Origin of the sequence: Mycobacterium stomatepiae, assembly GCF_010731715.1 — a bacterium.
Classification (GTDB): Bacteria; Actinomycetota; Actinomycetes; order Mycobacteriales; family Mycobacteriaceae; genus Mycobacterium; species Mycobacterium stomatepiae.
The window spans coordinates 3322706-3342843 of record NZ_AP022587.1; the positions used below are offsets into that span (position 1 = coordinate 3322706).

Annotated in this window: 21 protein-coding genes; 9 read left to right on the forward strand and 12 right to left on the reverse strand. The window is 67.9% G+C overall.

The features are described from left to right. Positions 1–151: 151 nt before the first annotated feature. Positions 152–1519, forward strand: coding sequence for an NAD(P)/FAD-dependent oxidoreductase (locus G6N54_RS15675; RefSeq protein ID WP_163790925.1), 1368 nt, complete (start codon positions 152–154; stop codon positions 1517–1519). Here the strand turns inward: G6N54_RS15675 and G6N54_RS15680 are convergent. The 5 genes from G6N54_RS15680 to G6N54_RS15700 are packed head-to-tail and all read right to left on the reverse strand — an operon-like array spanning position 1516 to position 6210. Then, complete coding sequence (locus G6N54_RS15680; protein ID WP_163790926.1) at positions 1516–2730, reverse strand: O-succinylhomoserine sulfhydrylase; 1215 nt, start codon at positions 2728–2730, stop codon at positions 1516–1518. The genes G6N54_RS15675 and G6N54_RS15680 overlap by 4 nt on opposite strands. After that, the gene (locus G6N54_RS15685) at positions 2727–3134 is read right to left on the reverse strand and encodes a rhodanese-like domain-containing protein (RefSeq protein ID WP_163790927.1); all 408 of its coding nucleotides are present in this window, start codon (positions 3132–3134) and stop codon (positions 2727–2729) included. The genes G6N54_RS15680 and G6N54_RS15685 overlap by 4 nt, the downstream gene beginning before the upstream one ends. Before the next feature lie 14 nt (positions 3135–3148). Beyond that, positions 3149–4252, reverse strand: coding sequence for an ATP-grasp domain-containing protein (locus tag G6N54_RS15690; RefSeq protein WP_308207260.1), 1104 nt, complete (start codon positions 4250–4252; stop codon positions 3149–3151). 24 nt (positions 4253–4276) lie between these two features. After that, positions 4277–4915 carry a PaaI family thioesterase gene (locus tag G6N54_RS15695; RefSeq protein WP_163790928.1) on the reverse strand — a complete coding sequence of 213 codons (639 nt, stop codon included), beginning with the start codon at positions 4913–4915 and terminating at the stop codon, positions 4277–4279. After that, positions 4915–6210, reverse strand: coding sequence for an adenylosuccinate synthase (locus G6N54_RS15700; protein ID WP_163790929.1), 1296 nt, complete (start codon positions 6208–6210; stop codon positions 4915–4917). The genes G6N54_RS15695 and G6N54_RS15700 overlap by 1 nt, the downstream gene beginning before the upstream one ends. A 138-nt stretch (positions 6211–6348) precedes the next feature. On the opposite strand from G6N54_RS15700, the gene G6N54_RS15705 reads away from it, so the two are divergent. Genes G6N54_RS15705 through G6N54_RS15715 form a run of 3 tightly spaced genes read left to right on the forward strand, consistent with a single transcriptional unit; the run spans position 6349 to position 8722 of the window. Then, entirely contained in the window at positions 6349–7002 is a 654-nt protein-coding gene (locus G6N54_RS15705) for a peptidase M50 (RefSeq protein WP_163790930.1), read from the forward strand. Positions 7003–7011: 9 nt separating this feature from the next. Further along, positions 7012–7788, forward strand: coding sequence for a site-2 protease family protein (locus G6N54_RS15710; protein WP_163790931.1), 777 nt, complete (start codon positions 7012–7014; stop codon positions 7786–7788). A gap of 40 nt (positions 7789–7828) precedes the next feature. Then, positions 7829–8722, forward strand: a complete 894-nt coding sequence (locus tag G6N54_RS15715; protein WP_163790932.1) for a cation diffusion facilitator family transporter — start codon at positions 7829–7831, stop codon at positions 8720–8722. On the opposite strand, the gene G6N54_RS15720 is transcribed toward G6N54_RS15715, so the two are convergent. After that, on the reverse strand, positions 8719–9132 hold the full coding sequence (locus G6N54_RS15720; RefSeq protein WP_163790933.1) for a DUF3151 domain-containing protein: 414 nt from the start codon (positions 9130–9132) through the stop codon (positions 8719–8721). The two genes, G6N54_RS15715 and G6N54_RS15720, sit on opposite strands and share 4 nt — an antisense overlap. Positions 9133–9177: 45 nt before the next feature. On the opposite strand from G6N54_RS15720, the gene G6N54_RS15725 reads away from it, so the two are divergent. Continuing rightward, a complete protein-coding gene (locus G6N54_RS15725; RefSeq protein ID WP_163790934.1) occupies positions 9178–10017 on the forward strand; it encodes an Rv0361 family membrane protein in 840 nt (279 codons plus the stop codon). A gap of 75 nt (positions 10018–10092) precedes the next feature. Here G6N54_RS15725 and fbaA read toward each other — a convergent pair whose 3' ends face one another. After that, positions 10093–11127 (reverse strand): class II fructose-bisphosphate aldolase, encoded by a 1035-nt coding sequence (gene fbaA / locus G6N54_RS15730; RefSeq protein WP_163790935.1) that lies wholly within the window; start codon positions 11125–11127, stop codon positions 10093–10095. Between the two features lie 121 nt (positions 11128–11248). On the opposite strand from fbaA, the gene G6N54_RS15735 reads away from it, so the two are divergent. Continuing rightward, a complete protein-coding gene (locus G6N54_RS15735; RefSeq protein WP_163790936.1) occupies positions 11249–11950 on the forward strand; it encodes a DedA family protein in 702 nt (233 codons plus the stop codon). Here the strand turns inward: G6N54_RS15735 and G6N54_RS31125 are convergent. Together G6N54_RS31125 and G6N54_RS15745 are read right to left on the reverse strand one after the other, a co-directional pair. Beyond that, the gene (locus G6N54_RS31125; protein ID WP_163790937.1) at positions 11885–13243 is read right to left on the reverse strand and encodes a 3-oxoacid CoA-transferase; all 1359 of its coding nucleotides are present in this window, start codon (positions 13241–13243) and stop codon (positions 11885–11887) included. The two genes, G6N54_RS15735 and G6N54_RS31125, sit on opposite strands and share 66 nt — an antisense overlap. Positions 13244–13267: 24 nt before the next feature. Further along, on the reverse strand, positions 13268–14395 hold the full coding sequence (locus tag G6N54_RS15745; protein WP_163790938.1) for a glycoside hydrolase family 76 protein: 1128 nt from the start codon (positions 14393–14395) through the stop codon (positions 13268–13270). 174 nt (positions 14396–14569) lie between these two features. On the opposite strand from G6N54_RS15745, the gene G6N54_RS15750 reads away from it, so the two are divergent. Next, positions 14570–15976, forward strand: a complete 1407-nt coding sequence (locus tag G6N54_RS15750) for an ethanolamine ammonia-lyase subunit EutB (RefSeq protein ID WP_163790939.1) — start codon at positions 14570–14572, stop codon at positions 15974–15976. After that, a complete protein-coding gene (eutC, locus tag G6N54_RS15755) occupies positions 15976–16725 on the forward strand; it encodes an ethanolamine ammonia-lyase subunit EutC (protein ID WP_163790940.1) in 750 nt (249 codons plus the stop codon). The genes G6N54_RS15750 and eutC overlap by 1 nt, the downstream gene beginning before the upstream one ends. Here the strand turns inward: eutC and G6N54_RS15760 are convergent. Next, entirely contained in the window at positions 16687–17259 is a 573-nt protein-coding gene (locus G6N54_RS15760; RefSeq protein ID WP_163790941.1) for a TetR/AcrR family transcriptional regulator, read from the reverse strand. The two genes, eutC and G6N54_RS15760, sit on opposite strands and share 39 nt — an antisense overlap. Before the next feature lie 85 nt (positions 17260–17344). Between G6N54_RS15760 and G6N54_RS15765 the strand changes: the two genes are divergently transcribed. Beyond that, positions 17345–18226 (forward strand): SDR family oxidoreductase, encoded by an 882-nt coding sequence (locus G6N54_RS15765; RefSeq protein ID WP_163790942.1) that lies wholly within the window; start codon positions 17345–17347, stop codon positions 18224–18226. A gap of 4 nt (positions 18227–18230) precedes the next feature. Here the strand turns inward: G6N54_RS15765 and G6N54_RS15770 are convergent, their stop codons facing one another. Further along, positions 18231–19430: a vWA domain-containing protein gene (locus G6N54_RS15770; protein ID WP_163790943.1), complete on the reverse strand. Its 1200-nt coding sequence runs from the start codon at positions 19428–19430 to the stop codon at positions 18231–18233. A gap of 6 nt (positions 19431–19436) precedes the next feature. Then, complete coding sequence (locus tag G6N54_RS15775) at positions 19437–20132, reverse strand: SRPBCC family protein (RefSeq protein ID WP_163790944.1); 696 nt, start codon at positions 20130–20132, stop codon at positions 19437–19439. Between the last annotated feature and the right edge of the window lie 6 nt (positions 20133–20138).

Genomic DNA, 20138 nt, shown 5'->3' on the forward strand with positions numbered 1-20138 from the left:
CTCGGTCGGCGCGGGCGAGTCTGTATCGAATGTGTTTCCGATTCCGTGCGCACCCGCCGACAATTGAACGTTCACCTCGCCGAAGTCGTACGGTGGACTTGCGCTGCGGAGACTGTAGAGGCCAGACGGACAGCAGACCTGAAGGAGAATCATGTCGCGCCATCGCGTCGTCATCATCGGAAGCGGGTTCGGCGGGTTGAATGCGGCCAAGGCGCTCAAGCGCGCCGACGTCGATGTCACCCTCATCTCGAAGACGACCACTCACCTGTTCCAGCCGCTGCTGTACCAGGTGGCGACCGGCATCCTGTCCGAGGGCGAGATCGCGCCGGCCACCCGACTGATTCTGCAAAGACAGAAAAACGTGCGGGTGCTGCTGGGCGAGGTCTACGACATCGACCTGACTGCGGGCACGGTGACGTCGAAGCTGATGGGCATGGAGACGGTGACACCGTTCGACAGCCTGATCGTGGCGGCCGGTGCTCAGCAGTCCTACTTCGGCAACGACCAGTTCGCGACGTACGCGCCCGGCATGAAGACCATCGACGATGCCTTGGAGCTGCGCGGCCGGATCCTCGGCGCGTTCGAGGCCGCCGAGGTCACCGACGATCCAGCCGAACGGCAACGCCGGCTGACCTTCGTCGTGGTCGGAGCCGGACCCACCGGTGTCGAGGTGGCGGGGCAGATCAAAGAACTCGCCCACCGCACCCTCAAGGACGCGTTCCGGACCATCGAGCCCCGCGATTGCCACGTCATCCTGCTCGACGCGGCGCCCGCGGTGCTGCCGCCGATGGGCGAGAAGCTGGGCCTCAAGGCCCAACAGCGGCTGGAAAAGATGGGCGTCGAGGTCCAGCTGAACGCGATGGTCGACGACGTCGACTACATGGGTCTCACGATCAAGGAGAAGGACGGCACCAAACGCCGCATCGAATGCGCGTGCAAGGTGTGGGCGGCCGGCGTGCAGGCCAGCTCGCTGGGCAAGATCATCGCCGACCAGTCCGACGGCACCGAGGTCGACCGCGCCGGACGGGTGATCGTCGAGCCCGACCTGACCGTCAAGGGCCACCCGAATGTCTTCGTCGTCGGTGACCTGATGTCGGTACCCGATGTGCCCGGGATGGCCCAGGGCGCGATTCAGGGCGCACGCTATGCCACCGCCCGAATCAAAGACATGATCAAAGGCACCGACGACCCGGCGAATCGCAAGCCCTTCGCCTACTTTGACAAGGGCAGCATGGCGACGATTTCCCGATTCAGCGCCGTCGCCCAGGTCGGCAAGGTGGAGTTCGGCGGCTTCATCGCCTGGCTGGCGTGGCTGGGGCTGCACCTGCTGTACCTCGTCGGCTTCAAGAACCGGTTCACCACCGTGATCGCCTGGTTCATCACCTTCCTGGGCGACGGGCGGAGCCAGATGGCGATCACCACGCAGATGATCTACGCCAGGGTGGTGACGCAGAACTGGATGGAGGCGCAAAACCAGGCGGCGGCAGCCGGCGAGAGAGCCGAGCAGAGGGCCGGTTAGCTCAGGGCCTGGTCGATATCGGCGATCAGATCGTCGGTGTTCTCCAGGCCGACCGAAATCCGGACCACGCCGTCACCGAGCCCGATCGCGGCGCGACCTTCGGGCCCCATCGCCCGGTGTGTCGTCGTAGCCGGGTGTGTGACAAGCGATTTCGCGTCACCGAGATTGTTCGAGATGTCGATCAGCCGCAGCTTGTCCAGCACCTCGAAGGCACGCTCCTTGGCGGCGTCGGCCTCCAGCTCGAAGGTGAGCACCGTGCCGCCGCCGGACATCTGGCGCTTGGCCAGGTCGTACTGCGGGTGTGACGCCAGGAACGGGTAGCGCACCCAGCGCACCGCCGGGTGGCCTTCCAGGAACTCCGCGATCCGATGTGCCGAGGAGTTGCTGTAGTCGACTCGAACGGCCAGTGTCTCAAGGCCTTTCAGCAACACCCAGGCGTTGAATGCGCTCATCGCCGGGCCGGTGTGGCGCATCAGCTTCTGCACCGGGCCATCGATGTACTCCTGGTCGCCGAGGATGGCACCGCCCAGCACCCGGCCCTGACCGTCGATGTGCTTGGTGCCGGAATACACCACCACGTCGACCCCGAGCGGAAGGCCTTGCTGCAGAAGAGGAGTGGCAAAGACGTTGTCCAGCACTACTTTTGCGCCCGCGGCGTGCGCCATTTCGCTCACCGCGGCGATGTCCACCAGCGACTGGATCGGGTTGGACGGAGTCTCGAAGAACACCGCCTGCGTCGGCACCGACAGCGCCTGCTCCCATTGGGCGAGGTCGTCGCCGTCGACAAAGACGGTCTCCACGCCCCAGCGCGGCAGGATCTCGTTGCACACCACGAAACACGACCCGAACAGGCTGCGCGCGGCCACCAATCGATCGCCGGCGCCTAGCAGCGCACCCAGCGAGGTGAACACCGCGGCCATGCCGCTGGCCGTGGCGAGCGCCGCCGGTGCTCCCTCGATCAGCCGCAACCGTTCCTCGAACATCGAGACGGTGGGGTTGCCGTAGCGCGAGTACACATAGCGGTCCAGCTCGCCGGTGAACGCCTGCTCGGCGCTGGCCGCCGACGGGTAGACGTAGCCGGAGGTCAAGAACATGCCCTCGGCGGTCTCTTCGAATCCGGACCGCAACAACCCCCCGCGCACGCCGATGGTGGCTGGGCCGACGCCGTCGGGCAATGCCTTCGGAGTGCGGACCGACGGACTGTCGGTCATTGCTGTTTCCAGGGCAATCCGACTGCCCGCCAACCGGTTTCACCACGGTGTCCGTGCTCGTCCAGATTGCCCTCGAAACCGTCCAGGATGTTGTAGGACGGCGCTATGCCGGCCTCGGTGGCGGTCTCCGCGGCCCCGATCGAGCGGTTGCCCGAGCGACACAGGAAGACGACCGGGCCAGGCTCCGCCGGGAGCCGATCCTTCAGTTCGGTGAGGAAGTTCGCGTTGTGCCCGGTCGAGGTGTTCCATTCGATGAACACCGCGTCGCGGCCCAGACTCGACAGATCGGGTATGCCGACGAACCGCCATTCCGCGTCGGTGCGCACGTCGACCAGGACCGCCTGGGGGTTGTCGCTGAGCAACTTCCATGCCTCAAGCGGCGTGATATCTCCTGCGTAGCTCATTCGCGTGAGTCTAGTTAACGGCCCGGGGACACCGCGGTGGCCACGCCCCGAGCCCGGTCTCGCGCGGCCGCCACATCCGGCGCCGTGGCCAGCGCGACACCCCGGCGCGGCCCCGGTCCGCCGTCGAATACCCGAAGGTCGCTTTCCGGCACCGCCAGCGCCGCGGTCAGCGCCTCGGCCGTGGTAGCCGGGCGGCTGGTGCGGGCGGCGGCCGGTGAAATCATCAGCGCATCCACCGGCAGGCCCAGTATCGCCCGGGCCTGCAGCTCGAACGCCGAAATGCGCTGGCTGCGCAAGGTCACCCAAGCACTTTGCGGCAGAACGGCACTCACGTCAGCGAAGTACACCTCGTCGCCGTTGATCATCAATTCGACGGCGAAGACGCCGCGGCCGCCGAGCGCCTTGACGATGCGCGCCGCGATCGACTTGGCGGCGTCCAGGGCGGCCGGGCTCATCTTCTGGGGTTGCCAGGATTCGAGCACGTCGGCTTCGGCGTGGCGGTGCCCGATCGGCGAGCAGAACTCGATCAGCGGCCCGTTCGGGCCCTCGCTGCGGATTGCGAGCAGCGTGACGCAAAATTCGACCTCGACCACCGTTTCGGCCAGCACACGTGGCTGCTCGGCCTGCCCCGCCACGCGCCGCCACGCCGGCTCGACGTCGTCGGGGCCGGAAAGCACCGCGCGCCCGGCAGTCGGACCCAGCGACTCGACCAGCAACGGATAGCCGCCGTGCGCGGCCACCGCCTTGAGTTCGTCGACCGATCCGACGAACCAGAACGGCGCGGTCGGCAGGCCCAGCTGGTCGGCGGCCAGCCGGCGCAGTCCCTCCCGGTCGTTGGTCAGCCGGACCGTGCGGGCGTTGGGGACCAGTTCAATCGTGTCGTCTTGCGCGCGGGCCGCCAGCGCCTCGACCGCGGCACGGGGGACCGCGCCGGTGGCGGTCACCACGAAGTGCGGTTGCAGCCGGTCGATCGCCGCCGACACGGCGTCGGTGTTCGGGTGTTCGTCGACCCGGGCGCCCAGGCGGCGCAGGGCGGTCGCCAGCTCGCGGCTGAGCTCGCCGGAACCCAGCAACATCACCCGGGGGCCGCCTGCGGTGTCGCGCTGTGCTTCGGTCACAGTTGAATGCTACGGCCGACCGGGTCAGGGCTGGCCCGGCAATAACCGCACCATCAGGCCGGTACCTTCGGCTAGCACGTCGTTGTCGCCGTCGACTAATTCGGCCGAGACGAACGCCTTGCGGCCCTGGGCGCTGGTGACCCGCCCCCGCACCAGCAACGGAACGTCGATCGGGGTGATCTTGCGATAGTCGACGTGCAGGAAGGCCGTTCGGCTGATCGGACGTCCCGCGGCGTGCGCGATCATCCCGAACGTGTGGTCAAACAGCAACGGCAGGATGCCGCCGTGCACGGCCATGTTGCCGCCGACGTGAAAGCGGCTGAAATGGCCGGTCATTTCGACACCGTCGGGGGCGTAGCGCGTCAACGTCCAGGGCGGTATCAGCAGGCTGCCCATCCCGGGCAGCTCCGGCGCGCGGCCCGCCGGCGCCACGCCTTCGGCGGCCTCGTACGGCTCCAGCAGCTCCGCCAATGCGGCGACCCGGTCGGCCGCGTCGTCCCAGACGTCGTCGGCGGGGTCGGCCGACACGGCGAGGTCCTGCAGCCGGCGCATGGTCGCCACGAATCGCCCGAATCCCGGTCCGGGGGTAACCGGCGCGTATTCGGGAAAGCCGCCGTGATGGTCGTAGTCGGGGTCGAGTGCCTTGGGATCAGGGTCGGCCACTAGCGCGCCGCCAGCACGTCGCGGCGCACGATGGTCTGATCACGGCCCGGCCCCACGCCGATGCACGAAACATGCGCTCCGGCAAGCTCTTCCAGACGCAGCACGTAGTCGCGGGCCTTGGCGGGCAGGTCGTCGAATTCGCGTGCGCCGGAGATGTCCTCCCACCAGCCGGGCAGCTCCTCATAGATCGGTTCGGCCTTGTGTAGATCGGTCTGCGTCATCGGCATCTCGTCGGTCCGTGTCCCGTCGACCTGGTAGCCGACGCACACCGGCACGGTTTCCAGGCTGGACAGCACGTCGAGCTTGGTCAGGAAGTAGTCGGTGATGCCGTTGACCCGGGTGGCGTAGCGGGCGATCACCGCGTCGAACCAACCGGTGCGCCGCCGCCGACCGGTCGTGACACCGAACTCGCCGCCGGTCTTGGACAGGTATTCGCCGCTCTCGTCGAACAATTCGGTCGGGAACGGACCCGAGCCCACCCGGGTGGTGTAGGCCTTGAGGATTCCCAGCACGGCGGTGATCCGGGTGGGGCCGATGCCGGACCCGACGGCCGCGCCGCCCGCCGTCGGATTCGACGACGTCACATACGGATACGTGCCGTGGTCGACGTCGAGCAGAGTGCCCTGGGAGCCCTCGAGCAGAACGGTCTCGCCGGCCTCCAGCGCGGTGTTGAGCAGTAGCCGGGTATCGGCGATCCGGTGCTTGAATCCCTCGGCCTGCTTCAGCAGGGCGTCGACCACCTGATGCGGATCCAGCGCCTTGCGGTTGTAGATCTTGACCAGGATCTGGTTCTTGAGTTCCAGGGCACCCTCGACCTTGTGAGTCAGCTCCACGGGGTCGAGCACGTCGGCGACCCGGATGCCCTGGCGGGCGATCTTGTCCTGGTAGCACGGTCCGATGCCGCGGCCGGTGGTGCCGATCTTCTTGTTGCCCATGTAGCGCTCGGTCACCTTGTCGATGGCCACGTGATAGGGGAGCAGCAGATGCGCGTCGGCGGAGATCAGCAGCCTCGAGGTGTCGACACCGCGATCTTCGAGCCCCTTGAGCTCGTCGAGCAGCACACCGGGATCGATCACCACGCCGTTGCCGATGACGTTGGTGACGCCGGGCGTGAGCACTCCCGAGGGGATCAGATGTAGCGCGAAATTCTCTCCGGTCGGCAAGACGACGGTGTGCCCGGCGTTGTTGCCGCCCTGGTAACGCACCACCCACTGCACACGCCCACCGAGCAGATCAGTGGCCTTACCTTTGCCCTCGTCGCCCCATTGGGCGCCGATGAGGACGATTGCCGGCATGACATGCTCCCGCCTGGTCTCGCCTGCTTATTGTGGTCCAGCCGGGGTCCCACCTTAGCCTGGCGACGATGCGGGCGGCTTGCGGCCCGCTGAGGAACCAGGCAATTCAACCCGAGCCCAGCAGGTCGCGAGGAGCGCATGAATATCGCCGCGGACACGGCCGACATCGCGGTGCTGCGCTTCGGCGACCGGCGACTGCCTGGTCCGCTTCACGGCCTGCCGCTCCATCGGGTCGAGAGCCCGGCCGACATCGATGCCGCGATCGGGCCGTACCGACGACTGGTGGTGCTTGGCGACGACGCCGAGCTGGCCGCGGTGCTGGGCCGGCTGATGCGGGCCGAGCGGCTCGACGTCGAGGTGGCCTACGTGCCGCGCCGCCGCACCCGCGCCACCCGTATCTACCGCTTGAAGGCGGGATGGCGGGCGGCCCGGCGGGCCCGGCGCGGCACCCCCGGGCGGGTCACGCTGGTGCGCGACGAAACCGGCGCGGTGATCGTGGGCCGGGCCGGCTGGCAGCCACCCAAGGACGGTCATCGCATTCACGGCGAGGCCGTCGTCGACGACACGCGACTGTTCGACGGCGACGTGACCGGCGCGTATGTCGAGCCGACGCTGGCCGTGCCGGGCCTGCGGGCCGCGGTGCACGGACGCTGGCGCCGGTGGGTCCCGGGGCGCGCCGTTCAGCTGGGCAGCACCGGCGTCGTGGTAGTCCGCGACGGTGTCGCCGCGCACCGCGCCGCCCGGCGGTCGACGTTCTACCGCCACGTCGAGGGTTGGTTGCTGGTCCGGTAGTTTCGACCGGTGGACTCACACGGGCACGCATCGGTGCGGCCGAGCCCAATCTTCTTGGCACTGGTCGGATTGACGGCCGTCGGCGGTGTGCTGGCCTGGCTGGCCGGGACGACCGTGCGGCCGATCTCCTACGCCGGGGTGTTCGTCTTCGTGATCGCCGGTTGGCTGGCTTCGTTGTGCCTACACGAATTCGGCCACGCCGCGACGGCGTGGCGATTCGGCGACCACGACGAGCAAGTGCGCGGCTACCTGACCCTGGATCCGCGGCGCTACGCCCATCCCGGGCTGTCGCTGCTGCTGCCGATGGTGTTCATCGCGCTCGGTGGTATCGGTCTGCCCGGCGCCGCGGTCTACGTCCGCACCTGGTTCATGTCGCCGACGCGCCGCACCCTGGTCAGCCTGGCCGGCCCGGCGGCCAACCTGCTGCTGGCGGTGCTGCTACTGACGCTGACCCGGCTGTTCTTCGACCCGGACCACTGGGTGCTGTGGGCCGGCGTGGCATTTCTGGGCTTCCTGGAGATCATGGCGGTCGTGCTGAACCTGCTGCCCATCCCCGGCCTGGACGGCTACGACGCCCTGGAACCGCACCTGAGTCAGGAGACGCAGCGCGCCGTGGCGCCGGCCAAGCAGTACGGCGTGTTCATCCTGTTGTTCCTGCTGCTGGCGCCGGCGGTCAACCAGTGGCTGTTCGCGGTCGTGGACTGGTTCTTCGACTTCTCCGGGGTCCCGCACCTGCTGGCCAGCGCCGGCAAATCGCTGACGCGCTTCTGGAGCCGCTGGTTCTAGGACTTGCAATATATGCGCTATCACGCATATATTGATCGGCATGGGCGCAGGGCACAGTCACACCCCCGCCGAGGCCGACGCGTCTCGGATGATCCCCCGCATGGTCATGGCTGCCGGGATTTTGGCGACGTTCTTCGTGATCGAGCTGACGACTTCGCTGTTGATCAATTCCCTTGCGCTGCTGGCCGATGCCGGGCACATGCTGACCGACGTGGTCGCGGTGTTCATGGGGCTGGCGGCGGTGATTCTGGCCAAGCGCGGCAGCACCTCGCCGAATCGCACCTACGGCTGGCACCGCGCCGAGGTCTTCACCGCGGTGGCCAATGCGGTGTTGCTGGTCGGGGTGGCGTCGTTCATCCTCTACGAGGCGATCGAGCGGCTCGATACCGGAGCCGACGTTCCCGGCCTGCCGATGATCGTGGTGGCACTGGCCGGGCTGGTCGCCAACTTCGCGGTGGCGATGCTGCTGCGGTCGCACTCCGAGGGCAGTCTGGCCGTCAAGGGCGCCTACATGGAGGTCATCGCCGACACGGTCGGCAGCCTGGGCGTGCTGATCGCCGGTGTCGTGACCGTCACGACGCACTGGCCCTACGCCGACGTCGTCGTCGCCGTGTTGGTGGCCCTCTGGGTGCTGCCCCGGGCGTTCTCGCTGGCGCGCGCGGCGCTGCGGATCCTGTCCGAGACGTCGCCGGCCCACATCGACGTCGAGGAGCTACGGGCGGCGCTGGGCACCGTCGACGGCATGAGCGAGGTGCACGATCTGCACGTGTGGACGCTGTCGCCGGGCAAGGACATGTGCACGGTGCACCTGATCAGCTCCAGCGACTCAGCCAGCGTGCTCACTGACGCGCGTGAGGTGTTGCACCAGCGCGGGCTCGAGCACGCCACCGTGCAGGTCGAGACCCGCGACAGCGACTGCTCGGAGAACTGCTAGAGACCGAGCTCTTTGCGGGCCGCCGGGTCGCAGTCGTCGAGCAGGTCCAGGCAGCGGTTCAGCTCGTCGGTCTCGCCGATCGTGTCGGCGGCCTTGGCGAGCGCCGCCACACAGCGCAGGAAGCCGCGGTTGGGCTCGTGCGCATAGGGCACCGGACCGAAGCCCTTCCAGCCGTTGCGGCGCAATTGGTCCAGGCCGCGGTGGTAGCCGGTCCGGGCGTACGCATAGGCGGTGATGGCCCGGTCTTCGTCCAACGCCTCCTCGGCCAGCGCCGCCCAGGCCACCGATGCCGACGGATGCGCGGCGGCGACAATGCCCGGATTCTCGTTGGCCAGCAGTTCGGCTTCGGCTTCGCTGTCGCCGGGCAGCAGTATTGGATCGGGTCCCAGGAGATCACCCATCGGTGTCATAAGTTCCATTCTGCCGTCTCGCCGCGGGTGACTAAGCTCCAACTCATGCCTAACCCACCGGAGCCCGATCGCGGCACCCCGCCGGGTGAGGACCCAACCGGCGAGCACGTCGACGAGGCAACCGAGGCCTACCCGCTGGTTCCTCCCGACCCCGAGACCGAGACCGTGGTGATCAACCCCGACACGGACAGCCAGCTCGAGGGTGACCCGGCAGGGCAGCAGCCCGAACGTCGCTTTACCGCGCCCGGCTTCGACGCGAAGGAAACGGCGATCATCCACACCGCCCCGGAGCCGGCGACGGAAGTCTTCTCGACACACCCGGCGCAGCCCGGTGCGCCGGGGCAGCCGCTGCCGCCCGGACCGCCGCCGCTGTCTCCGAAATCAGCTGCACCGCAAGCTATCCCGGGCCGCGACGGGAACAAGCCGAGGTCGACGTCCAGGAGTTTCAACTGGGGTTGGGTGCTCGCGATCACCGTGATCGTGCTGGCCCTGGCGGCAATCGCAATCCTGGGCACCGTGCTGCTGACCCGCGGAAAGCACCAACACGTCTCGCAGGAAGACATGGTCCGCCAATCCATCCACGCCTTCGACACCGCGGTGCAGCGCGGCGACCTGATCCAGTTGCGCAGCATCACCTGCGGCACCACGCGCGACGGCTACGTCGACTACGACGAGCGCTCGTGGAACGAGACCTACCAACGGGTTTCGGCGGCCAAGCAATATCCGGTGATCGCCAGCATCGACCAGATCGTCGTCAACGGCCAGCACGCCGAGGCCAACGTCACCACATTCATGGCCTATGACCCGCAGGTCCGCTCGACACGCAGCCTCGACCTGCAGTACCGCGACGACCAGTGGAAGATCTGCCAGTCCCCCAGCGGCTAGTCGCCCTTCGCGCCGAGTGTGCGGCCAGCCGCACGTTGGGCGTCGGGTGCGCGGCTGGCCGCACACCCGAGCCGGCTAGACCCCGAGCGACTTTCCGGCGCAGTGCAGGTCGTTGCAGGCCTCGATCACGCGCTCGGTCATGCCCGCCTCGGCCTTCTTGAGGTAGCTGCGCGGGTCGTAGACCTTCTTGTTGCCCACCTCGCCGTCGACCTTGAGCACGCCGTCGTAGTTGGTGAACATGTGCCCGGCGAGCGGGCGGGTGAACGCGTACTGCGTGTCGGTGTCGACGTTCATCTTCACCACGCCGTAGCGCAACGCCTCCTCGATCTCCGACTTCAGCGAGCCGGAGCCGCCGTGGAAGACGAAGTCGAACGGCTTCGACCCGTCGGGCAGACCCAGTTTGGCCGACGCCACCTTCTGGCCCTGGTCGAGGATGTCGGGCCGCAGTTTGACGTTGCCGGGCTTGTAGACGCCGTGCACATTGCCAAACGTTGCCGCCAGCAGGTACTGGCCCTGCTCGCCGGCGCCGAGCGCCGCAACCGTCTTCTCGAAGTCCTCGGGCGTGGTGTAGCGCTTCTCGTTGATTTCGGCCTCGACGCCGTCCTCCTCGCCGCCGACCACACCGATCTCGATCTCGAGGATGATCTTGGCGGCCGCCGCGGCCTTGAGCAGCTCCTGCGCGATCTCCAGGTTCTCGTCGATCGGCACGGCCGAGCCGTCCCACATGTGCGACTGGAACAGCGGGTTCTTGCCGGCGGCCACCCGCTTGGCCGAGATGTCCAGCAGTGGGCGCACGTAGGTGTCCAGCTTGTCCTTGGGGCAGTGGTCGGTGTGCAGCGCGACGCTGATCGGGTACTTGGAGGCGATTTGGTGGGTGAACTTCGCCAGGGCAACCGCGCCGGTGACCATGTCCTTGACGCCGAGACCGGAGGCGAACTCCGCACCTCCGGTGGAGAACTGGATGATGCCGTCGCTGCCGGCGTCGGCGAAGCCCTTGATGGCAGCATTGACGGATTCCGAGCCGACGCAGTTGATAGCCGGGAAGGCATACGAATTTTCCTTGGCGCGTCCCAGCATCTCGGCGTAGACCTCGGGCGTTGCGATGGGCATGAATTCCTCCCTAAGACTTCGGTTGCCTCAGTATCGCAACTCCACGTTGCTGACGGGCACCCGACTGGGGGCCGGTATCTTGAGTCATCATGAGCACCGCCGTGACGGCTGAGTGGGTTTAATGCGCGACATCGTCGATCCGATGTTCTGGATCGGACCCCAAGGCCTGTTTGCCTCCGCGGTTCTGCCGACCATCCTGGTCATCGTCTTCGTCGAGACCGGCCTGCTGTTTCCGCTGCTCCCTGGCGAGTCGCTGCTGTTCACCGGCGGGCTGCTGGCCGCCCACGGCACGCTGAACATCTGGGTGCTGGCGCCTTCCGTCGCGGTGGTCGCGGTGCTGGGCGATCAGACCGGGTATTTCATCGGCCGCCGGATCGGGCCGGCGCTGTTCAAGAAGGAAGATTCCCGGTTCTTCAAACAGCATTACGTGACCGACTCGCACGCCTTCTTCGAGAAGTACGGGCCCGCGGCCATTATCCTGGCCCGCTTCATGCCGTTCATCCGGACCTTCACGCCGGTCGTCGCCGGGGTGTCCTACATGCGCTATCCGGTGTATCTGGCGTTCGACATTGTCGGCGGCGTGCTGTGGGGCGGCGGCGTGACGGTGGCCGGCTACTTCCTGGGCAACATCCCGTTCGTGCACCAGAACCTGGAAAAGATCATCCTGGTCATCCTGTTCGTCTCGCTGTTGCCGGCGCTGATCGCCGCCACGCGCGGCTACCTGACCCGACGGCGCTCCGCTAAGGGCGGCAAGGGTTCAGGCGACGACGAAGTCGCATCCGGTCTTGGCACGGACGTCGTCGACCGTCACCCCGGGGTGTAGTTCGGTCAGGGTGAGTCCGCGTTCCGGGTCGACGTCGAAGACGCACAGGTCGGTGATGATCATGTCGACCACGCTTTTCCCGGTCAGCGGCAGCGTGCACTGCTTGAGGATTTTCGGGCTGCCGTCCTTAGCGGTGTGATCCATCACGACGATCACCCGCTTGACGCCGGACACCAGGTCCATCGCGCCACCCGGACCCTTGACCATTTTGCCCGGAACCATCCAGTTGGCCAGGTCACCGTTCTCGGCCACCTCCAGGGCGCCGAGGATGGCCAGGTCGATGTGCCCGCCGCGGATCATCGCGAACGAGTCGGCGCTGCTGAAAAAGCTGGAGCCGCCGATCGTGGTGATGGTCTGTTTTCCCGCGTTGATCAGGTCGGGATCCACCTGATCCTCGGCAGGATATGCCCCGATGCCGAGCAGGCCGTTCTCCGACTGCAGCGTCACGTTGATGTCGTCGGGGATGAAATTGGCCACCAGCGTCGGGATGCCGATGCCCAGGTTCACGTAGTAGCCGTCGTGCAATTCTTTCGCGGCGCGCTTGGCCATGGTCTCGCGGATCGGGGTGTCGTTCTTGCTGACGGCCGCGCCCCTGATGGTGCGGAATTCGATCCGCTTCTCGTAGCCGGTGCCCTGGATGATGCGGTCCACGTAGATGCCGGGGGTATGGATCTGATCGGGGTCCAGTTCGCCGACCTCGACGAGTTCCTCCACCTCCGCGACGGTCACTTTGCCGCAGGTGGCGATCATCGGGTTGAAGTTGCGCGCCGTCTTGCGATAGATGAGGTTGCCCGCGGTGTCGCCCTTCCACGCCTTGACGATCGCGACGTCGGCGCGAATCCCTTCCTCCAGCACATATTCAGTGCCGTCGAAGACGCGCATGTCCTTGCCTTCGGCGAGTTGGGTGCCGAAGGCGGTGCGGGTGTAGAAGCCGGGAATCCCTGCGCCGCCGGCGCGTAACTTCTCGGCCGGCGTGCCCTGCGGGGTGAGCGACAGGTCCAGCTCACCGGCCAGCACCTGGCGCTCGAATTCCTTGTTTTCTCCTACGTAGGAGGCAATAACTTTCTTGACCTGACGCCCCTTGAGCAACAGGCCCATGCCGAAATCGTCGACGCCGGCGTTGTTTCCGACGATCGTCAGCTCTTTGACGCCGCTGTCCACCAACGCCAGGATCAGATTCTCCGGGATACTGCACAACCCGAATCCGCCTGCGGCAATGGTGATTCCGTCCTTCAGCAGGTCTTGCAGTGCCGACTCGGCATCCGGGCGAACCTTGATGCTGGAAGGGGTCATTCGACAGCTCCTCTCAAAGACCACTCACGCGTGGCCTGGTGTCACGGCGGTGACGTTACAGGCGGCCTCCATCAGCATCCACCCCGATAGCTGCACCGACAGATCCCTTTCCGGAGTCTCGGACGCGTTCACCGCGCCCTCGACGAACTGCGCGCGCGTGCCGCCGGCCGTCGGCAACTCCGCGTCGCGGTCCCAGAACGCTCCGAACAGCGGCAGCCCGTCCACGGTTTGCCGGTAATCCCAGGCCGATTTCGCGCTCGACAGCACGATCGTGCGCGCGGTGTCCCGGGCCACGGCGTCGTCGGCGGAGTCGCCCGGCAGATCGGTGGCGACCAGCGCGAGGTAGCGCGCGGTGATGCCGGCGAACAGCCCGCCGTCGCCCCCGCCGGAACCCTTCAGCACCCCCGACGGCGCCATGTGCTCGTTGACGGCGGCGACCAGGCGGTGCACCCGCGCGGCGTGCCGGGCCCGCGCCCGAACGCCGGTGCGCGCGGCCAGCTCGGTCTCCAGCCCGAGCACCACACCCTGGCAGTAGGTGTACTGGGCGCGGACCAGCGAGCCGGCCTTGATGCCGTCGAACACCAGGTGGGTGTCCGGGTCGATCAGGGTCTGCTCGATCCAATCGCCCAGCTGCGCGGCGCGCTTGAGATGCTCCCCGTAGCGAGCCAAGAAGATTCCCGCCGGACCGTTGGCCGGGGCGTTGAAGAACTGGTCCTGCTTGCGCCACGGGATGCCACCGCCGTCCTCGGGCACCCACGCCTTCATGAACTGGTCGGCGAGTTTCGGCAGGGCGCGGCCGCGCTCGATGCCGACGATCCGGGCGGCACGTTCCAGCGCGATTGCCAGCCAGGCCATGTCGTCGTAGTAGTTGTTGGACCAGCGGAAGTTGTTGCGCAGCCGGTGCGAGCGGACCTGCCGGTCGATCTCGGTGTACCGGTGCGGCTGTGGGTCGCGCTGTTGCGCGTCGACCAGGCAATCCAGCAGATGCGCCTGCCACCAGTAGTGCCAGGTGCCGAACAGCCGGTCCCGCCGCGCTGACGGCCAGGCCACCACGCCCAGCTGGGTTCCCGGTAACCCCCACAGCCTTTTCAGGTGGCGTTGGGCGACAGCGGCTTCGGAGCTGGCAGCGCGGTTGGCCCATAGCTGGTCCATGTCTACCGATCCTGCCTCATGCTCTTCGGGGCCGTTGAGTGTGCGTTGGCGACGTCGAATGTGCGCCCTGTGCGCCGCGGATCGGCGTGTCGTCGGCTCGGGCCGTGCATTCAACCCCGCCGACGCACAGCAAGGTTGACCTGCTGCCGAACCGAGGGTGTCCTACTGTGAAATATGCGCTACCGGCACACCATTTCGGGGACCACGTACTCGTTCGCGGGGCTGGTCGACGTGATGGCGAAGGCGACGCCGTTGCGCTCGGGCGACCAGCTGGCCGGCTGCGCGGCCGAATCCGACGCGGAACGGGCCGCGGCGGCGTGGGTGCTGGCCGACATCCCGCTGGCGACGTTTCTCAACGACGTGGTCGTGCCGTACGAGACCGACGAGGTCACCCGGCTCATCATCGACAGCCACGATCGCGAGGCGTTCCGCCCGATCGCGCACCTGACCGTCGGAGGCTTGCGCGACTGGCTGCTGGATGCGGCGTCGCGCGACGACAGCGCCGCCCGCATCGCCGCCGTCTCCCCCGGGCTCATCCCGGAGATGGTCGCCGCGGCGTCGAAGATCATGCGCAACCAGGACCTGATCCTGGTGGCCGCCGCCGCGACGGCGACCGCGGCGTTTCGGACGACGATCGGATTGCCGGGCACGCTGGCCACCCGGCTGCAACCCAACCACCCCACCGACGACCCGCGCGGGATCGCCGCGGCGATGCTCGACGGCCTGCTGATGGGCTGCGGCGACGCGGTGATCGGCATCAACCCGGCGACCGACTCGCCGCACGCGGCGGCGGCGCTGCTGCACCTGCTCGACGACATCCGCCAGCGGTTCGCCATCCCCGTGCAGTCGTGCGTGCTGTGCCACGTCACGACCACGATGGAACTGATCGAGCAGGGCGCGCCCGTCGACCTGGTCTTCCAGTCGATCGCGGGCACCGAGGGCGCCAACGCCGGCTTCGGCACTTCGATCGCGATGTTGACCGAAGCCAACGAGGCCGCACGGTCGTTGCGCCGCGGCACGGTCGGCGACAACGTCATGTACCTGGAGACGGGGCAGGGTTCGGCGCTGTCGGCCGGGGCCCACCTCGGCGTCGGAAACCAGCCGGTCGACCAGCAGACGCTAGAGGCGCGCTCCTACGCGGTGGCCCGAGCGCTGGAACCGCTGTTGATCGACACGGTCGTCGGCTTCATCGGGCCGGAGTACCTCTACGACGGCAAGCAGATCATTCGCGCCGGGTTGGAAGACAACTTCTGCGGGAAATTGCTCGGCCTGCCGATGGGCGTAGACGTCTGCTACACCAACCACACCGAAGCCGACCAGGACGACATGGACACGCTGCTGACCCTGTTGGGCGCGGCGGGTACCGCGTTCGTGATCGCCGTTCCCGGCGCCGACGACATCATGCTCGGCTATCAGAGCCTGTCGTTTCACGATGTGTTGTACGTCCGAAAAGCGTTGGGGCTGCGGCCCGCGCCCGAATTCGAAGCCTGGTTGGCCGGCCTTGGCATGGCCGACGCCGACGGCCGCATTCTGCCCGTCGACCTCGCGACGTCGCCGCTGCGCGCATTGGCGGCCGGCTGATGACCGACCTGTGGGCACCGCTGCGGGCCACCACGCAGGCGCGCATCGGGCTCGGCCGTGCCGGCAACTCGCTGCCGACCCGGCGGGTGCTGGAGTTCCAGGCTGCACACGCCGCGGCGCGCGACGCCGTCCACGAACCGCTCGACGTCGACGACCTGATCAAACAGCTGCACGGCACCGGGCTCGGCGAACCGCTGCGAGTGCACAGCCACGCTCAGACGCGCAGCGAGTATCTGCGTCGACCCGATCTGGGCCGCAGCCCCGCGGATCTGTCGAGCCTGCCAAAGACCAACGCGGACATCGGCTTTGTGCTCGCCGATGGATTGTCCCCCAGGGCCCTGACCGACCACTCCGCGGGCACGCTCGACGCGCTGGTCCGCGCATTCGACGGCCGCTACCGCATCGCCCCGCCGGTCATCGCCACCCAGGCCCGCGTCGCACTGGGGGACCGCATCGGCCAAGCCCTCGGCGTCACAACGGTTCTGGTGCTGATCGGTGAACGCCCCGGGCTGTCGGTCGCCGACAGTCTGGGCATCTACCTGACGCATCGGCCGACGCCGGGGGTCACCGACGCCGACCGCAACTGCATCTCCAACATCCATCCACCCGACGGCCTCGACTATTCGACGGCCGCGGCGGTCGCCGCCATGCTGGTGGCCGGGGCCCGGCAGCTCGGCCGGTCGGGCATCACCCTGAAGGATCGGGGCGGCTCAGCTGAGATTGGTTGCGGCGGTGTGCAACTCACGTAGTTCCCGACACGCGAGTTCGCCCAGGTCGTGGTCGTCGCCGGGTTCGGTCCAGCGCGCGTAGGCCGTCTTGAACGCCAGGGCGCCGAGCTCGGCGGCCAATGCCGCGGTCGGTTCCGGCACACCCCGGGATTGCAGCGCTTCAACCATCGCCAGCGCCAGCCCAATCTGCTTGAGCGCGTTGCGTTCCTGAAGCTCGGAACTGGCGGCGATCGCGGCCTTGAGCCTGGGCGCGAGTTCTTTGTTGAACGACGTGAACGCCGCCGCGGCCGACTTCAAACCCGAACACACTGCCGTCAACGGTGTCGCATCGGCCGGCGCCGCGGCGATGCCGTCGCGCAGCAGCTGCGCCAGCGCGTCCTGACCGGCCGCCAGCACGTCGCGTTTGTCCGGGAAGTGGCGAAAGAACGTGCTCTTCGTCAGGCCCGCACGCTCGGCGATCTCCGCCACCGTCGTCTGGTCGTAGCCGCGCTCGTTGAACAACTCGAGCGCCGCGCCGACCAAGCGTGCACGCGCATCGGGTTCCCAACGAGCCATGGCCCCAGCTTAGTGATGCGACCGTTGTCCCATCACTGCTGTATGGTGATGGGACAACAGTCACATCACATGGAGGGAGCAGCGTGTGCGCGTATTCGTCACCGGCGCCAGCGGAGGAATCGGCTCGGCCGTCGTCTCAGAATTGACCGCCGCCGGTCATCAGGTCGTCGGCCTGGCCCGCTCCGATGCCGCGGCCGCGACCATCAGCGGACTCGGCGCCGAACCGCTGCGCGGGAACATCGCCGACCTCGACATCCTGCAGAAGGCGGCCGTCGACGCCCACGGCGTTGTCTACCTGGCGTTCTCGCACGACTTCAGCACCGTCGGCGACGCCGTCGGAGACGAAGCCCGCGCGGTCGGCGCGCTCGGCGACGCGCTGGTCGGCAGTGGTAAACCGCTGGTGCTCGCGAACGGCACGCCGGCGGTGGCCGGGCGCCCAAGCACCGAAGACGACCCGTTCACCGTCGAGGGCCCGGTGGCGGGACGGGGCCGCACCGGCCAGGCCGTCATCGACCTGGCCGCGCGCGGCGTCCGGTCCGCCGTGGTACGGCTGCCGCGATCGGTGCACGACGCCGGCGGACGCTACGGCTTCGCCAGCCTGCTGATCCAGGCCGCCCGCCGCGCCGGCGTGTCGGGCTACGTCGGCGACGGTATGCAACGGTGGCCGGCCGTGCACCGCGACGACGCGGCGTCGTTGTTCCGGCTCGCCCTCGAACAGGCCCCGCCCGGCTCGGTACTGCACGCGGTGGGTGACGAGGGGGACCCGATGCGGTCGATCGCCGACGTGATCGGCCGTCGGCTCGGTGTTCCCGTCGAGTCCGCTGCCGCCGAGAATTTCGGCCCGCTCGGCGTCGTCTTCGCCGCCGACCAACCGGCGTCCAGCGCACTGACCCAGCAACGATTCGGTTGGCGGCCAACACATCCGAGCTTGCTGGAGGATCTGGAAACTGGCAACTACCCCGACTAGCGCGTCAACCGGGCGCAGCCGCCAACGCCAGCAACAGATCACGCAGCCCCGTCAGCGAGTGGGCCGGCAGGAACAGGTCGCAGTAGGGCAAGGCGGCCGCCATCGACCCGGTCAGCGGCTCGAAATCACGCTGTGCCGCACGAGGATTGAGCCATATCAACAGCTCGGCGCGGCGGCGCAGCCTAGCCATCGCATGCTTCAGCTCCTCGGGCGGATCGCTGTCCCAGCCGTCGGAGGCGACGATAACCACCGCGCCGCGCAGCGCGTTGCCGTACGGCGGGGCGAGCAGCGCGGCCACACCGCGGCCGATGAAGGTGCCGCCGTAACGGTCGGCGACCTTGGCGTTGGCCCGCTGCAGCGCCACCTCGGCCGACCGGTGCGACAGCACCGAGGTGAGCCGGGTCAGCGACGTCGAGAACGCGAACACCTCGGGCCGAGTTCCGGCCTGGCGCAACACCGCCCGCATCAAATGCAGATACACCGCGGCGTAGGGCTGCATCGAGCGGCTGACGTCACAGAGCAGCACCACTCGCCGCGGACGGCGTCGCGGCCGGGTCCGGGCCAGCACCATCGATTCCCAGCCGGTCGACCGCGCGGCGTTCATGGTGGCCCGCAGGTCGATCCGCTTGCCGCCGGGGCTGCGCTCGAAGCGCAGGCTGCGCCGCCGCGGCCAGCGCGCGACGGTCGCTTCCAGCCAAATACCAAGCAGCCGAAGGTCTTCGGGGTCGAAAACGTCGAACGGCTCGTCGGCCAGCGCAGCGATCCGGCTGGGCAGCACGTCGGGCAGCAGCAGACTCGGACTTGCCGTGTCTTCGCCGTTGGCGACGGTCCGCGTCACCCAGGGAAGTTTTTGCGTGGACGTGGATCCGCCCCCGCCCGGACGCACCGTGCCGGCGGCCGGCGTCTTGCGAACCGGCAGCGGCAGGGGTGTATCGGGGAGCGCGGCGTCGCCCGGTTCGGCCGCACCGAACACCGCAGCGAAGACCGTGTCGAAGGCCCCCAGGTCCTCCATCCGGTTGACCAACGTCAGCCTGGCCGCCCAGTACAGCGCGGTTCGATTGTCGGGGGCCAAATTTCGCAGTGCCTGCACAAAGTTCGCCGGGCCACTGGCGGGCACCAACACCCCCACGCTGCGCAACCGGGCGACCAGCGCCGTCGCGAGCGCCGCCCGGTCGACGCCCCGCAACAGCAAGGGGGTGCCCACGGGTCGCTAACGCCGCCGCAGCAGCACCCAGATCAGCACCAGCGCGGCAAGCGCCGCCAGCGCCGGGGCGGCGTATTTCTTCTTGAACTGGTCGCCACCGGCGAGCTGTAACAGGTCGATGGGCTCAGGCTCGGAAGCGGGGGCTTGCCGAGTTCCCGGGACCGGGTTCACCGGCCAAGCCGGAATCGGCTCCTCTGACCCCGACTCGGGCACCCCGGTCTCCGCCGCCGCTTCGGGCGCCTCCGCGGCGCCGGTCTTCTCGGCGGCCAGCTTGGCTTCCAGCGACTCCACGAACTGTCCCAGCAGTTTCTCCGACACCTGTTGCAACATGCCACTGCCGAACTGGGCCAGCTTGCCGACGATCGTCAGGTCGGTGTCAACGGTGACGCTGGTGCGCTCGCCGTCCGCCTGCAGCTGCGCGGTGACCGTCGCCGCCGCGTTACCGGTGCCGCGTGCTTCCTTGCCCTTGCCGTCGATGACGGCACGGTGCTGGTCGCGGTCCTGCTCGATGAAGCGCACCTTTCCGCTGAATTCGCTTGTCACGGGGCCCACTTTGACTTTGACCTTGCCGAGGTAGTCCTCGCCCTCGTGGCCGACCAGCTGGGCGCCCGGCATCAGCGGGATCACCTGCTCTAGGTCGCACAGCACGTCCCAGGCCTGATCGATGGGCGCACCAACGGTGAACTGGTTGGCAATCTTCATGCTGTG